Source organism: Corynebacterium sp. UD i78 (assembly GCF_056280545.1).
The window spans coordinates 2,911,181-2,924,612 of record NZ_JBWCED010000001.1 but is presented as its reverse complement, the minus strand read 5'-3'; the positions used below and the strand labels follow the sequence as shown (position 1 = coordinate 2,924,612).

The following is a 13,432-nucleotide window of genomic DNA, read 5'->3' as shown; positions in this document are numbered from 1 at the left end:
CGGGAACACCCCGGGGTGGTTTCCTGACAGAGGAAACCGCCCCGGGGTGCAGGTGCCCGGACAGCTCGCCCGGACCCCAGGTCAGCAGATGAGCTTGCCACCGCGGTAGCAGACGTTCAACGCATCGAGGATGGAGTTGCGCGCCTTCTGCAGCTCCGGCTTCCACAGCGTCCAGTTGTGGACTCCGATCAGCGGGTAACTCGCGGTGACATTCGCACCGGCGACCCGCGCGGCGAGCTCGTAGCGGACAGTCTGGCTTGCGGCCATCTGTTCGAGCAGGATGCCGGAGACTCCACCGATCGGGTCGTTGAAGAAGTTGGTCATGTCCTGCCCACCGTTCGGGATACCGGCACCGGAGGCCAGGTAGACCGGCATACCGCGCAGCGAGGCGACGTTGAGCATCGGGTCGTTCTGGAAACGGACCGGGTCAACCGGGCTGCCCCACATGTCCCAGATGTTCGCGCCCTGGGAACCCTGGTTCATCGCGAACTGCAGGGCCAGGTACATGCCCGGCCAGGTGGTGTTGAGGTAACCGGAGAGCGAAGTGACCTGCTTGAACTGGTCACGGTGACGGCCGGCGAGGTTCAGAGCCGCTGTGGCCCCCATCGACAGGCCGACGACCGCATTGCGGTTCTTCGAGATACCGAAGCCGCTCTGCAGCTGGTCGGGCAGCTCGCGGGTGAGGAAGGTCTCCCACTTCGGGTTCTTCGGGGTGGTGTTTCCACCGAAGTTGCCGACCCAGTCCGCGTAGAACTGCGAGGCACCACCGACCGGCATGACCACGTTCACGTCGTCGTTCTCGAAGACGTCGCCGATCCTGCCCTGCCAGGTCCAGCCGTTCCAGTCGTCACGGGCGCGCAGACCGTCGAGCATGTAGACCGCGGCGTCGCTGTTGGAGCGCTTGATCTGGACCTGAATATCCTGACCCATGGCGTTCGAATAGAACCAGCAGTTCTGGATCCAGTAGTTGTAGTTGCTCCAGCTGCAACGCGGTCCCAGGATCGCCCGGTCGTCGGCGGAGGCCGCCGGGGTGGCGACGGCGGCGATTCCCAGCGCAGCGGCCACAGCGGTGATCAGGGCCACGACCTTGCGCCCCAACGAGCCGGTGGCGGACCTGTGCTTACCGGTACGTGTCGTCATCATTCTCTCTTCCTGGTGTCGGCTCCGGACCAGCGGGTGTAACCCAGGTCTGGACGGAACTCTCGTCTGTCACGGAGCCTATCGCGTCATCGGCCAGGGATGTTACCAAACGGTGACAATCCGAGCCAAAAGTTTCCCGGTGTCCGGTACGGCGGTCGCCGGGGCGGGATCAACTGACCCCGGGAATCACGTACACCGCCACGGCGATGGTGACGACCCAGATCAGGGCCAGCGCCTGGAGCGTCCGGTCCCTCAGGGCGATCTCGTCTGGGGCACCGCCCTCACCGCGGTCGACGTCCGCGGCGTACCGCAGGATCGCGACGGTGAACGGGACCATCGAGACCTGGTACCAGACCGAGGCATGGCCCGGGTGCTGCTGGCTCATGTCGAAGCCCCACAACGCGTAGAACACGACCACGGCCGTGGCCGCCATCGTCCACACGAAACGAAGGTAGGTCGGGGTGTAGCTCTCCAGTGACTTACGGATCTTCGCACCGGACCGCATAGCCAGCTTCAGCTCCGCATAGCGCTTGCCGGCCGCCATGAACAGCGAACCGAAGGCGGCGATGAGCAGGAACCACTGGGACAGCTCGATGTCCGCGGCAACACCACCGGCCATCGTGCGCAGCATGAATCCGGAGGAGACCAGGGCGATGTCGATCACCGGCTGGTGCTTCCAACCGAAGCAGTAGCCCAGCTGCAGCGCAATGTAGATCGCGATGACGAGCGCCAGCTCCGGACCGTTGGACGCCAGGAAGCTCAGGCCGATCGACGCGACGATGAGCACCACGGCCATGACGTAGGCCAGGCTGACCGGCAGCACACCGGCGGCGATCGGGCGGAACCGCTTCGTCGGGTGCGCCCGGTCGGCGTCGACGTCACGGGCGTCGTTGATGAGGTAGATCGAGGACGCACCGAGGCAGAACACCACGAAGGCGATGACGATGTCGCGGATGACGTCGCCGTGGAAGAGCATGTCCCCACCGGCGGCGGCGGGGGCCGCGACCACGAGGACGTTCTTCACCCACTGCTTGGGGCGCAGCGCCTTGATCATGCCGTCGAGCAGGTTCTTCGGCGGCTTCGGGGTCTTGCCTTCACCGTCCTGCGAAGTCTCGGTGTGTCCCTCGGTCCACGTGGCCACCGACTCGTCGTCAAGACCCGCGGTGTGCGGTTCGGAACCAATGAACCCGCCGTCGGGGTTCTGGTTGTTCTGGCTCATCGGCCGTTCTCCTTACTGGTGCCGCCGCCGGAACATCGGGCGGCGAGCCGGTGGACAGTCTGCTCGGTCGCGACGCCCAGCGCCACCCCCGCGCACACATCGGTCGGGTAGTGGACGCCCAGCACGAGGCGGGACGCCATCATGACCGGAATCCCGGCCAGCGGTGCCTTCGACCCGGAGATCCGGGACAGGGCGACGAGTGCCGCCGCAGTCGAGGTGGCGTGCGAGGACGGGAAGCTCAGCGAGCTCGGCGTCCCCACACCCACGACGATCCGAGGATCGTGGGGACGCTTACGGCGCACGATGCGCTTGACCACCACGGACGCCGCGTGTGCGGTGAACGCGGCAGCACCCATCGCGATCCAGGCGTCCCGACCCGTGCGCGCGTCGGAGTCACCACGGTGGGCGACGGCACCGGCGGCGGCGATCGCCAGCCAGCCCAGGGAGTGCTCACCGAAATGGCTGAGCCCCCGGGCGGCGGCCTGGACCGTGTGGCCGGACGGGTTCTTCACCACGGCGTCCTGCAGGGAGACGAGCAGGTCCGCTTCGTAGGCTCCGTCCCGCCATCCGCCGCGACTACTCAACGACCGACTCCGGTTCGAAGATACGGCCCCAGGCCTCGGTGCTGGTCAGCTCGGTGTGGGCGACACGGTAACGCTGCCGCATCTCGTCGAAGCGGGCCGCGACCTCCTTCTGCAGGCGAGCGGACTCCTTCGCCAGCTCCACCGCCTTGTCCCGGTCACGCTTGCGGTAGACCACGCCACGGCCGTCGGCGGTGGTCACGGTCGCACCGTCGATGCGTCCGAGCGAGAACCAGCGTGCCTCGATCGGGGGCAGGTTCACCTGTGGCACCTCGTGGTGGTGCGGATCAGCGGGACGCAGGTTGTTGCGTACCACCTTGGCCAGCGTCGTGATCTTCTTCAGCGGGTTCAGCGGGATATCGGTGAGACCGGCGGGGCCGCCGTCCGCCTTCGGCAGAGCCTGGGCGGAGGGGACGACCACGGCGTCCGGGTAGTTCTTGCGCAGCGCATTGATGCGCGGCAGCGCGGTCTCCAGGATGTCGAAGAGCTGGTCCGGGCCGGCGAGGAAGTCCTTCATCGCCTCGTTCTGGATCGCCACGGTCGAGTACTCCAGGCACATGAGGTGCTTGGCGGTCGCCTTGGTCATGGAGGCCACGATGCCCTTCGGGCTGCCCTCGTGCTGCAGGGCGGCGACGATGAGGCGGTTGCGCAGGTGGAAGTAGGCCTGCCAGTCGATGGCGTCGTCCTTGTCGGACCAGGCCATGTGCCAGATGGCGATGCCCGGCCAGGAGGCGGTCGGGAAGCCGTGGTCACGGGCGCGCAGACCGTACTCGCCGTCATCCCACTTGATGAACAGCGGCAGCGGCTGGCCGATCGTGTCGGCGACGACGCGCGGGATCATGCACATCCACCAGCCGTTGTAGTCGGCGTCGATACGGCGGTGCAGGTCCTTGGAGTCGATCTGTTCACCGGAGGCGTTCTCGCCGTACTCACCGCGGTCACGCAGCGGGTGGTTGTAGAAGTCGTGGTCGTAGTGGGTGTGCGGCGCGGCGGTCCACATGAAGCTGCCACGGTCGATGATCTCGCCCATGGTGTGCAGGTGGGAGCGCTCCTGCAGGTTGAGCATCTGGCCACCGACGAGCATCGGGTTGGCCGCGTAGCGGGCGGCGGCCAGGGAGCGCAGGACGCTGTCCGGCTCGATGGCGATGTCATCGTCCATGTAGAGGATGAACGGGCTGTCGGTGCCGCGCTCGGGGTGGCGGGCCTCGTACATGATGCGGGAGTAGCCGCCGGAGCCGCCGAGGTTGCCCTGGACCGGCATGCGCAGCCGGTCACCGTAGAAGGCCTCGACCTCGGCGAAGCCCTCCTCGTCCTTCGGGTGCTTCGTTCCCTGGTCGGGCATGATCAGCGCGTCCACCACGGAATCGACGACCGGGTCGGAGGAGAGGGCCTCGAGGGCGGCGACGGCGTCCGTCGGGCGGTTGAAGGTCGGGATGCCGATGGTGACGCGGGGCTCCGGAGCGGGGATCGTGTCCCCGGCGTGGCGGGTGGCCTTCTCACCGGTGGCGGGGTCGGTGACGACCGCGTCGGCGACGAGAGTCTGCTCCGCGGCGTCCTCCGTGGCGTACCAGCCGGCCGCGTGGACGGTGGTCTCCGACTCACAGGTGAGGTCGAACCAGATCCAGCCGCCGTCCTCGAAGGGGGCGAGGGAGACGGTGAACTCGGCGACACCGTGGCCGTCCTCGTCCGTCTCGACGACACCGCCTGTCACCGCGATGCGGGAACCGTCGATCTTGGAGCGGTAGATGTCGATGCGGGCGTCGCCGGTGAGCTCGACACGCAACTGGACCTCGTCGAGCTGGCTCCACCGACGCCAGTAGGACGCCGGGAACCCGTTGAAGTAGGACTCGAAGCTGACCTCGGTACCCGCCGGGATGCTGGCGGAGGTACGCGACAGAGCCGTCACGCGCCCGGGGGCGGCCTCATTCTCCACGATGTACAGGGACCGGACGTCCCGCGGCTCACCACGCTTCGGCAGAATCACCCGGGCGAGACGCCGCGGGTCGAAGGTGTCGTTCGTGATGCTGTTGTCGCTGGTTGCGCTCATGTAAGTACTACGCCGGCTTCCGATAGACAGTTGTTCGCCGACGATTATCCCCTATCGGGACGCGCTCGCGTAGTCAGGCACGCGGAACCGTGCTGTGAATCACCTGTCAGAGGGGGTCCGACCTCTTCCGTCTGCTCGTCACAACTCAAGTCCCCTACGAGCATAAGTGTTACCGGGCGTCGGTACCATAATCCGACATTTCCCCAGGTCGTGAAAATTGCTACCCGCCAGAACCGGTAACACTTTCCCTAGCCGGAGCAGCCCGAGCCCATGTCCGGTCCGGAGCCGGTGGCGGATACCGCCACAACAGACGCGAATGGTGCGACCGGAGAAAAGTGCAGGTCAGCCGAGGGTCAGGCCCAGGCCCTCGAAGTCGCTGCCGCCACAGGTGCCGAGCGTGTTGACGCAGTACCCGGCGAGAGTGTCGGAATCCAGGGGGAGGTACTGGTCGGCGAAGAGATCGTCCGTCGCATCCCCATCATCTGCTGCATCCTCACCGGACCCGGCGTCCGGCACGCCACCCGAGAGCGTCTCGCGGGCCAGGCGTGCCGCCTCCGCCCCGTCGGCGACCTCCGCCCGGTCAAAGACGGCGAAGACCGCCTTGGTCAGCACATCCTCTGCACCCGGGTTGCAGGTCGCGCCCGGCTTTCCGGTGTAGGGGTCTGCCCCGGGGATGCAGTTCCACCCCGCAGCGGTGGCGGTGGTGACAAAGGCGTCCACGTTCTCTGAGACGGCGGTCTCCCCCGGCGCGTCCGAAGCATCGGGCGCGAAGGGCGCATCAGGGACTGCGGACAGGTCGGCAGACGGGGAACCGTTGCCACCGTCGCCGTTGTCGCCGTTGTCGCTGTTGTCTCTGTCATCGTCATCTCCCACCGTGCAGGCGCCCAGGGTGAGCGTGGCCGCAGCGGTGACGGCGAGAACGGCACGACGGGAACGGGAGATGCGCTGGGTTTTCACGGTGTCCATTCGACCACACGTGACCAGTACTGTCAGTAGCCGGACCGGAGTCGTGGTCAGAGAAAGGCTCAGGGACCGGGGACGCCCGGGACGTCGACCACGTTGCCGGAGTCCACGGTGACACCGCTCTCGTCGGTTGTGACGGCGGGTTCACCGTCGGTGGTGGCGTCATCGTCGCTGTCGTCACCGTCGCAGGCCGCGAGGCCGGAGGAAGGCGACGAGTGCCGTGGCGGCAGCAACAGCGCGGAGGGAACGGGAACGGGTGGTCTTCCTGAGATCCAACATGGGATGAAAGACACAGCACGGCAAGGAAACAGAGCACCCCTTCAAGGAGAGTTCCACGGACGCGGGGGCTCGGGATGCCGGGAACGCAGACGATGTCCTTTTTCTGCATGGGGTGGAACATCAGACCTCGTCGACGACCGGCGTCACCGGAGCCAGACCACCCTCCGCCGAGCGCGGATCCAACGGCACGATGCTGGGCGTCCCGGTCACCGGATCCGGCACCACCAGGGCACGCAGCCCGAACACCTCCTCCACCAGGTCGGGTGTCATGACGTCCGCCGGCGCACCGGTGGTCACGATCCGACCGTCGCGCATGACGATGAGGTGACCGGCGTAGCGGCACGCCTGATTCAGGTCGTGCAGCACCGTGACCACGGTCTTTCCCTCGTCGTGGAAGGTGCGCAGCAGTTCCATCAGCTCATACTGGTGGGCGATGTCGAGGAAGGTCGTCGGCTCGTCGAGCAGCATGATCGGCGTCTGCTGTGCCAGCAGCATCGCCACCCACACCCGTTGCCGCTGACCACCGGACAGTTCCGAGACCAGACGGGCCGAGAGGTTGTCGGTCCGGGTCGCGACGAGCGCCTCCTGCACCGCCCTCTCGTCCTCGGGGCTCCACTGGTGGAACAGGGACTGGTACGGGGCACGCCCACGGGCCACGAGATCCGCGACCCGGATCCCCTCCGGCGCCAGCGAGGTCTGCGGCAGCAGGCCCAGCTGGCGGGCCACCTCCTTCGCGCCGTAGGACGCGATCGGCTGACCGTCGAGCAGCACCTCACCCTTCACCGGGGTAAGGACGCGGGCGACCGCGCGCAGCAGCGTCGACTTGCCGCAGCCGTTCGGGCCGATGATGGCGGTGAAGGACTCGTGGGGGATGTCCACGGTCAGGTCGGTGGAGATGATCCGCTGGTCGTAGCCGATGGTGGCGTTGCGGACCTGAAGTCGTGCGTCAGTCATTGTTCCCTTCAATTCAGCGTCGCTCATGTCGGCGTCCCGTACTGCTTGCGTGCCTCGCGGATCAGCAGCCAGATCATGTAGATACCGCCCACGCTCACGGTGAGCAGGCCGACCGGGATCGACCGGTAGAAGTGGGCGATCACCAGGGACAGGAAGTGGGCGAAGGTCAGCAGCGCCGCACCGACCGCGGCAGCACCAGGCACCGTCACACCCGGCGTCCCCGCGATGCGTCGGGCCAGCTGCGGAGCGACCAGGGAGATGAAGCTGATCGGCCCAGCCGCCGCGGTGACCAGCGCAGTCGTCGCCACGCCGACGACCATGAGCATCAGGCGGGTGCGTTCGACGTTGACGCCCTGGGTCGTGGCGGCGTCATCCCCGAGTTCCATCTGCTTGAGCGCCGGGGCGAGCAGGGCGACCAGGGCCACCACCACTGCGGCGAGGATCAGCACCGGGACCAGGGAGTTCCACGTCACCCGGTTGATCGAGCCGGCCGACCAGAAGCCGACCATCATGGCGTCCTCCACGTCCGCGCGGGTGATGAGGTAGGAGTTCAGCGATCCGAGCGTCGCCGAGACACCGATGCCCACGATGATCAGACGGAAACTCTCCACCTTCTTGTTCTTGCGCGCGAGCATGAAGACAGTGAAGGCGGTGATGACGCCACCGAGGATCGCGGCGACGGCGATGTTCCAGTACGCGGTCGTACCGATGACCAGCATGCAGATGGTGACGGCGGTGTACGAACCGGCGTCGAAACCGATGATGTCCGGGCTACCCAGCGGGTTGCGCGTCATCGACTGGAAGATCGCGCCGCCGATACCGAGCAGAGCCCCGAAGACCACCGCGGCGATCGCCACCGGCATGCGCCATTCCACCACCACGATGCGGTGGAAGCGGGTCTCCGGTGCGCCGAAGATCGCCTTGGTGATCTGCCACGGGTTCAGCGGGTAGTCGCCCATGCCGATCGCGATGATCGCCAGGACGGCGGCCGCGAGGATGAAGGACACCGCGACGACCGCGAGGCGCACATGGATCCGGTTACTGACCTTCGGGGTACGCACGACGATGGTGCGGTAGCCGAAGTCGACCGTCGAAACGGAGGTGTAGTCCGAGGTGTTGCGGGAGAAGCGTTCACGGATACTCACAGGCCACTCGCATTCTTCCGCCGGACCAGGGCGATGAGCACCGGGGCACCGATGACGGCGGTGAGGATGCCGACCTCGATCTCACCGGGACGCGCGATGACGCGGCCCAGCGTGTCCGCCAGCAGCACCAGGACCGGGCCGCCGAGCAGACAGTAGAAGAAGATCCAGCGTTGGTCGGGCCCCACGATCCAGCGGACCACGTGCGGGACCATCAGGCCGACGAAACCGATGCCACCGGTCAGGGCGGTCGCGCCACCGGCCAGCACGGTCACCGCGAGGATCGTGACGACACGGGTGCGCACCACCTTCGTGCCGAGGGACGCGGCGAGGTCGTCACCCAGGGCGATGGAGTTCAGGTCGGTGGAGACCAGTACCGCCAGGACGAAGCCGAGGAGCAGGAAGGGGATGACGAAGCGGGCGTCATCCAGGGAAGTGCGGGCGACCGAACCGAGGTTCCAGTTCCGGATCGACTCGAACGTGTCCGGGTCTATGAGGGTGAGGAAGCTGGTGATGCCGCCGAACACCGCACCGAGGGCCACACCGGCGAGCACCAGGGTGGCCGGGTTCGCACCGCGGGCGCCGCCGGCCACACCGATGATGTAGACGAGAATGGTCGTTGCGGCTGCACCGATGAAGGCGAACCAGATGTACTGGGTGATCCCGGCGATGCCGAAGATGCCGACGCCGACCGTCACCGCCAGCCCTGCACCGGCGTTGACGCCGAGGATGCCGGAGTCCGCCAGCGGATTGCGGGTCAGCGCCTGGATCAGTGCACCGGCCAGGGCGAACGCCGCACCGGTGAGGATGCCGATGACGGTGCGGGGCAGTCGCTGGTCCCAGACGATCCAGGACGCCTCGTTCTCGCCGCGGTGCCAGATCACCTCCCACACGTCGGAGTAGGGGATCGGGTTCGCGCCGTTGGCCAGGCTCAGGAGGAAGGCGATGACCAGGGCTGCGGCGAGGCAGATGAGTCCGATGGTGCGTCGGGTGTAGAGGGAGGCCTGCTTCGGCGCGTGGTCGGCACCGTCGGAGACGCCGTCAGGGTTGTCCCCTGGGACGCCGCCGGAGGCACTGGTCGTCTGCTGTGTCATCTCGGCCTGTCCACTTCACTGACTCGGTTCACTGTGTCGGGGTCGGGGCACGACGGTCTGCCGCGTCTGCCGTTTCTGTGCTGTCCGTCGTGAGGGCACGTTACCCACCACTGCGCGCGTAGTGTAGCCTGCCCTCCCCACACGTAGTTGTCCGGAAGTGACAGGTTGTTGGCATGCCACCACCGCATTTCCCCTGCAGCCCCATGTCCGCATCACGCAGTCTGAGGTCGCTGGCGAGGTACCCGCAACGCCCTCAGCCTGCGTGATGCCGACTACCCGAGGCGCCCGGATCACGAGTTGGCGCGGACCACGGCACCGCCGTCGACGGCCTTCGACAGGTCGGCGAGGAAACCCTCGTCCAGCGCCCACCGGATGCTCAGCGGGCTGGGTGCGTTGGTGGCCATGGCCAGCGCCTCGTTCTCGAGAATGTAGTACCGGCCGTCCCTGATCGGCGACCACCGTGCCATCGCCGGATTCTCCAGCGTGTTCTTCGTGTACTCCGCCCCGCTGGACCAGGCGACGAAAAGGTCGGCACTGAGTTTCCCGATGCTCTCCAGGCTGACGGCGCCACTGAAGTCGTCCGGCTTGTCCAGCCCCAGCTCCTTCTCCAGGTTCGGACTGTCTACCAGACCGAACTCCCGGAGGAAGGCGACGCGCGGATCGTCGGAGACGTAGAGGCCGACCTCAGGGCCGTTGCCCTCGAAGGTCAGACCGTAGAGGAAGGACGCCCCCTTCAGGTTCGGGTACTTCGCCGCCTCGGTCGCCATGGCGTCCTCGGTCCCGGAGACGAGGTCGGCGACCTTGTCCTCCTCACCCAGGGCCTTCGCGACGACAGCGGTGAGATCCTGCCAGCTGCCGGACTTCCAGGGCGACTTCTGATATGCCACGGTCGGAGCGATTCTGCTGAGCTTCGCATACTCGTCATCGGTCACCCCCGAGTGCGGGGCGAGGATGACGTCCGGTTCCAGTGTGGCGATCTTCTCGATGTCCAGGGCGCCGTCGTCCGTGTTGGTGATCTCGGGCATGTCACCGCCGATGACGTCCTCGACCTGGTGGCGGAACCACGGGCTGAAGCCCTCCTCGTCGCCACCCCAGGTGCTGTCCACCCCGATCGGGTCGACACCGAGGGCGGCGACGATGTCATGCGTCATCCAGCCGACGGTCACGACCTTCTCCCGGCTTCTCCGGGATCACCGTCTCGCCGTAGACGTGCTCCATGGTGACGGGGAAGCTCCCGTCACCGTTGCCGCCGGGTGCGGCATCCTCATCGTCATCGGATGAGCAGGCCACCGCCGCTGACAGGGTTGCCGCGGCGAGGACGGTTGCCGCCACCCGTCGCATCAGGGACGCCGGGCGTCGCAGGGTCGTTGTCGTTGTCATCAAGTCTCCTCAGGGTAGGTTCGCCTCAGATGAGACTAGTAGTGCGGGTGAGCGTCGGGACGACAAGGATCTTCGCGTACCGGACACGCCCTGACGTGCGCATACCCTGGGCTATCGTCCGTGCCCACCACCGCTGCCCGAGGAGGACACCGTGACACCATCCCGCATCACTGAACCGCGGATCCCTCCTCGCCACCCACAGCTTTCCGGTGCCGGGCTCCACCACCCGGCGTGAGAGGCATCACGACGTCCACGAACTGCTGCGGACGGCCCTCGCCTACGACGATGAGTCCGACATGACGTCCGAGGCCAGGTTGCAGCTCCAGACCGTCATTCTCGCTATGCCGGAACCGGTGCCGCACCACTCATTCGACATTCCGCTGCCGCGGAGCGATGACCTCCTTGCCGTGGCCCACGAGCACTGCCTCCATCCCCGCGCACTGTCCCGACGGTCCCGACGGTTCGCCGCGGAGACCGGCCACACCTTCACCAGTGGAGGATTCTGGCCCGGATGCACCTGGCCGTGCAGAGACTCGTCGGTGGCGGCACCGTGGTCTCCGCCATGTCCGGCCGGGACAGGATCCGGCGTGCGACCGCCGACACCCGCGGGGACGCCGGCATCCGCAGGTCGACGACCGTACCCGGCACCGATGTGGGCGGTTCCACGACCACCACCGCGTCCGGCAGCGTGGTGGCGTCCGTCCAGGAATGCAGCCGGGGAACGTCGAAGCGGACCGTGGTGAGCAGGAGACCCGTCACCGTGCCCGTCACCTAGACCGGAATTCCTGCGGCGCACGGCCGGTGATCCGCTTCAACGCCGTGGCGAAGGCACTCGGGTTGGCGTAGCCGACCCGGCGCGAGACCGTACCGACCGGAGTCCCCTCCCCCAGCAACCGCACCGCCGAGGACATCCGGGCGATGGTCCGCCACTCGCTGAAGGTCATGCCGGTGTCCGTCCGGAATACCCGCGCGATGGTGCGCCCGGAGGTGGCGAGCAGCCAGGCCCAGTCCTCGAGGGAGCGGGCGTCCTCCGGGTGCTCCAGCAGTTGTCGGGTGATCGGCTGGATCAGCGGATTGCGGGGCAGCGGCAGTTCCAGGCCCGGCGTCGCCGGCTCCGCCATGAAGTCGAGGCACAGCCGTTGGGCACGGAAACGCTGGTCACGGGATATTCCCCGGTACGCCAGCAGGATCAGCATCTCCCGGGTGGCGGTGTTCACGGTGACGTCCCGCACCGTGCCGACCACCCCCTCCCACGCGGACGGGCGGATGTAGACGGCCGTGAGCGTGCTCGTCGGGGACGTGTCCGCGGTGTGCTCCACCCCGGCGGGGACGAAGACGCCCTGGCCGAGGGTGAGGTGGTGCCGACTGCCGGTGACATCGACTTGCGCGGTGCCGCGCACGGCGAAGAACACCACATGGTGGTTGTCGTGCCGGTGCGGCCGGTCCGTGCACATCTCCGGTTCCAGGGGGCTGCGGTAGCGCAGTTCCCGCAGGGTGAGCAGGAAGTCGCCGGGGATGAGGGCGTCCGCTGCGTCCGCTGCGTCCGCTGCGTTTTCCAGGTCGTCCCGTGCCGACGCCTCCTCGACGACGATGTCCGCCGCCGTCCGGTTCCCCGGGGTGATCATCGCCGCGGTCACAGGCCGTTGCTCTCGTAGAGCTCATCGACGACCGCGATCATCTCGTCCTCGTCCCGGTCACTGTCGAAGACGTCGCGGACCTTGTCGGCGAAGTCCGGGCCGAGGGCGTCATAGGCGGCACGCCACTGCTCGGAGTCGTGGATCCAGTACCCCATCGTCGTGGCCGCACCGCGGGCCAGGCCCTTGTCCTGCCGCAGGATCTTCCGGATCGCCCGGGAGGTACGCGTCTCCGTCGCCGCCCAGACGGCGTCCTGCCCGGTGATCTCCATACCGGCGAGCACCTCCGGCAGACGACTCTCCGCCACCCCGTTGCCGGAACCGGGCAGCCAGATGCACTCGACATCGTCCCTGGTCGGGGCGATCTCATAGCCCTCGGCGCGAACCTCGCACACCAGGGTGGACGCCACCCCCTCCGGCGCGGTCTCCGCAATGCGCAGGGCGGCGGGCAGGCCGGGTTCGTCGCAGAAGAGGACCTGCCGGGTGACATTGCCGGGGCGGGTGTAGACGTCCACCGGTGGGGTGACGCCGACCTCACCACCGGTGTCGACGGTAGTGGCCCAGGTCGTGGCGACACCGTTGCCGTGGACGACGAAGTCCACGTCGATCTCTCCGGAACGCCACGCCCGGACCGTGTAGGCGCGCATCTCGGAGGGCTCGATACCGTCGGCGTAGTCCCAGCCGCGGCCCTCCAGGGTCGGGAGGCGGACGGGGTCGGCGGGCGCGTCGGGGAAGAAGACCCGGATCCATTCGTCGCCGACGCCGGTGGTCGGGTAGTCGGCCATGTCCGGCCCGCCGAGGGTGACACGCACCATGGCGGTGCCCACACGTGTGACGGCGAGGACCTCAGCCCGGTGGATGCGGGGCGTGTAGTCGGCGGGGTACTTCTCTTCTGCGCTGGTCATGATCTGTTCTCTGCGTCTTCTCCGGTGAGTGTGGTGCGTCGACGGGCCCGTTTCCGGCACACCCGGACGCCGGGTTCAGTGAGGCAACCCTACT

The 13,432-nt window shown here is 67.4% G+C and carries 14 protein-coding genes; 1 reads left to right on the top strand and 13 read right to left on the bottom strand.

Features of this window, described 5'->3' with window-relative positions; all coding sequences use genetic code 11:
* Positions 1–81: 81 nt before the first annotated feature.
* From ACZ9GM_RS13680 to ACZ9GM_RS13630, 11 genes are all read right to left on the bottom strand, one after another.
* Positions 82–1,143 carry an alpha/beta hydrolase gene (locus ACZ9GM_RS13680; protein ID WP_367273322.1) on the bottom strand — a complete coding sequence of 354 codons (1,062 nt, stop codon included), beginning with the start codon at positions 1,141–1,143 and terminating at the stop codon, positions 82–84.
* Between the two features lie 166 nt (positions 1,144–1,309).
* Positions 1,310–2,359 carry a decaprenyl-phosphate phosphoribosyltransferase gene (locus tag ACZ9GM_RS13675; RefSeq protein ID WP_291475413.1) on the bottom strand — a complete coding sequence of 350 codons (1,050 nt, stop codon included), beginning with the start codon at positions 2,357–2,359 and terminating at the stop codon, positions 1,310–1,312.
* On the bottom strand, positions 2,356–2,943 hold the full coding sequence (locus ACZ9GM_RS13670; RefSeq protein WP_476038157.1) for a phosphatase PAP2 family protein: 588 nt from the start codon (positions 2,941–2,943) through the stop codon (positions 2,356–2,358). The genes ACZ9GM_RS13675 and ACZ9GM_RS13670 overlap by 4 nt, the downstream gene beginning before the upstream one ends.
* Complete coding sequence (locus tag ACZ9GM_RS13665) at positions 2,936–4,987, bottom strand: glycosyltransferase (protein WP_476038156.1); 2,052 nt, start codon at positions 4,985–4,987, stop codon at positions 2,936–2,938. The genes ACZ9GM_RS13670 and ACZ9GM_RS13665 overlap by 8 nt, the downstream gene beginning before the upstream one ends.
* A gap of 342 nt (positions 4,988–5,329) precedes the next feature.
* Positions 5,330–5,953: a hypothetical protein gene (locus ACZ9GM_RS13660; RefSeq protein WP_476038155.1), complete on the bottom strand. Its 624-nt coding sequence runs from the start codon at positions 5,951–5,953 to the stop codon at positions 5,330–5,332.
* Positions 5,954–6,012: 59 nt separating this feature from the next.
* Positions 6,013–6,183, bottom strand: coding sequence for a hypothetical protein (locus ACZ9GM_RS13655; RefSeq protein ID WP_476038154.1), 171 nt, complete (start codon positions 6,181–6,183; stop codon positions 6,013–6,015).
* A gap of 166 nt (positions 6,184–6,349) precedes the next feature.
* Positions 6,350–7,183, bottom strand: a complete 834-nt coding sequence (locus ACZ9GM_RS13650) for an ABC transporter ATP-binding protein (RefSeq protein WP_476038153.1) — start codon at positions 7,181–7,183, stop codon at positions 6,350–6,352.
* A 23-nt stretch (positions 7,184–7,206) separates the two neighbouring features.
* On the bottom strand, positions 7,207–8,328 hold the full coding sequence (locus tag ACZ9GM_RS13645; RefSeq protein ID WP_476038152.1) for a FecCD family ABC transporter permease: 1,122 nt from the start codon (positions 8,326–8,328) through the stop codon (positions 7,207–7,209).
* Positions 8,325–9,419 carry a FecCD family ABC transporter permease gene (locus ACZ9GM_RS13640; RefSeq protein WP_476038151.1) on the bottom strand — a complete coding sequence of 365 codons (1,095 nt, stop codon included), beginning with the start codon at positions 9,417–9,419 and terminating at the stop codon, positions 8,325–8,327. Before ACZ9GM_RS13640 ends, ACZ9GM_RS13645 begins: the two co-directional genes overlap by 4 nt.
* Positions 9,420–9,709: 290 nt before the next feature.
* The gene (locus ACZ9GM_RS13635) at positions 9,710–10,585 is read right to left on the bottom strand and encodes an ABC transporter substrate-binding protein (protein ID WP_476038150.1); all 876 of its coding nucleotides are present in this window, start codon (positions 10,583–10,585) and stop codon (positions 9,710–9,712) included.
* The gene (locus ACZ9GM_RS13630) at positions 10,560–10,799 is read right to left on the bottom strand and encodes a hypothetical protein (protein ID WP_476038149.1); all 240 of its coding nucleotides are present in this window, start codon (positions 10,797–10,799) and stop codon (positions 10,560–10,562) included. Before ACZ9GM_RS13630 ends, ACZ9GM_RS13635 begins: the two co-directional genes overlap by 26 nt.
* 511 nt (positions 10,800–11,310) lie before the next feature.
* On the opposite strand from ACZ9GM_RS13630, the gene ACZ9GM_RS13625 reads away from it, so the two are divergent.
* Positions 11,311–11,574 carry a hypothetical protein gene (locus ACZ9GM_RS13625; protein WP_476038148.1) on the top strand — a complete coding sequence of 88 codons (264 nt, stop codon included), beginning with the start codon at positions 11,311–11,313 and terminating at the stop codon, positions 11,572–11,574.
* Here ACZ9GM_RS13625 and ACZ9GM_RS13620 read toward each other — a convergent pair.
* Entirely contained in the window at positions 11,567–12,436 is an 870-nt protein-coding gene (locus ACZ9GM_RS13620) for a helix-turn-helix domain-containing protein (RefSeq protein WP_476038147.1), read from the bottom strand. The two genes, ACZ9GM_RS13625 and ACZ9GM_RS13620, sit on opposite strands and share 8 nt — an antisense overlap.
* Positions 12,433–13,338, bottom strand: a complete 906-nt coding sequence (locus ACZ9GM_RS13615; protein ID WP_476038146.1) for a siderophore-interacting protein — start codon at positions 13,336–13,338, stop codon at positions 12,433–12,435. The genes ACZ9GM_RS13620 and ACZ9GM_RS13615 overlap by 4 nt, the downstream gene beginning before the upstream one ends.
* Positions 13,339–13,432: the final 94 nt, after the last annotated feature.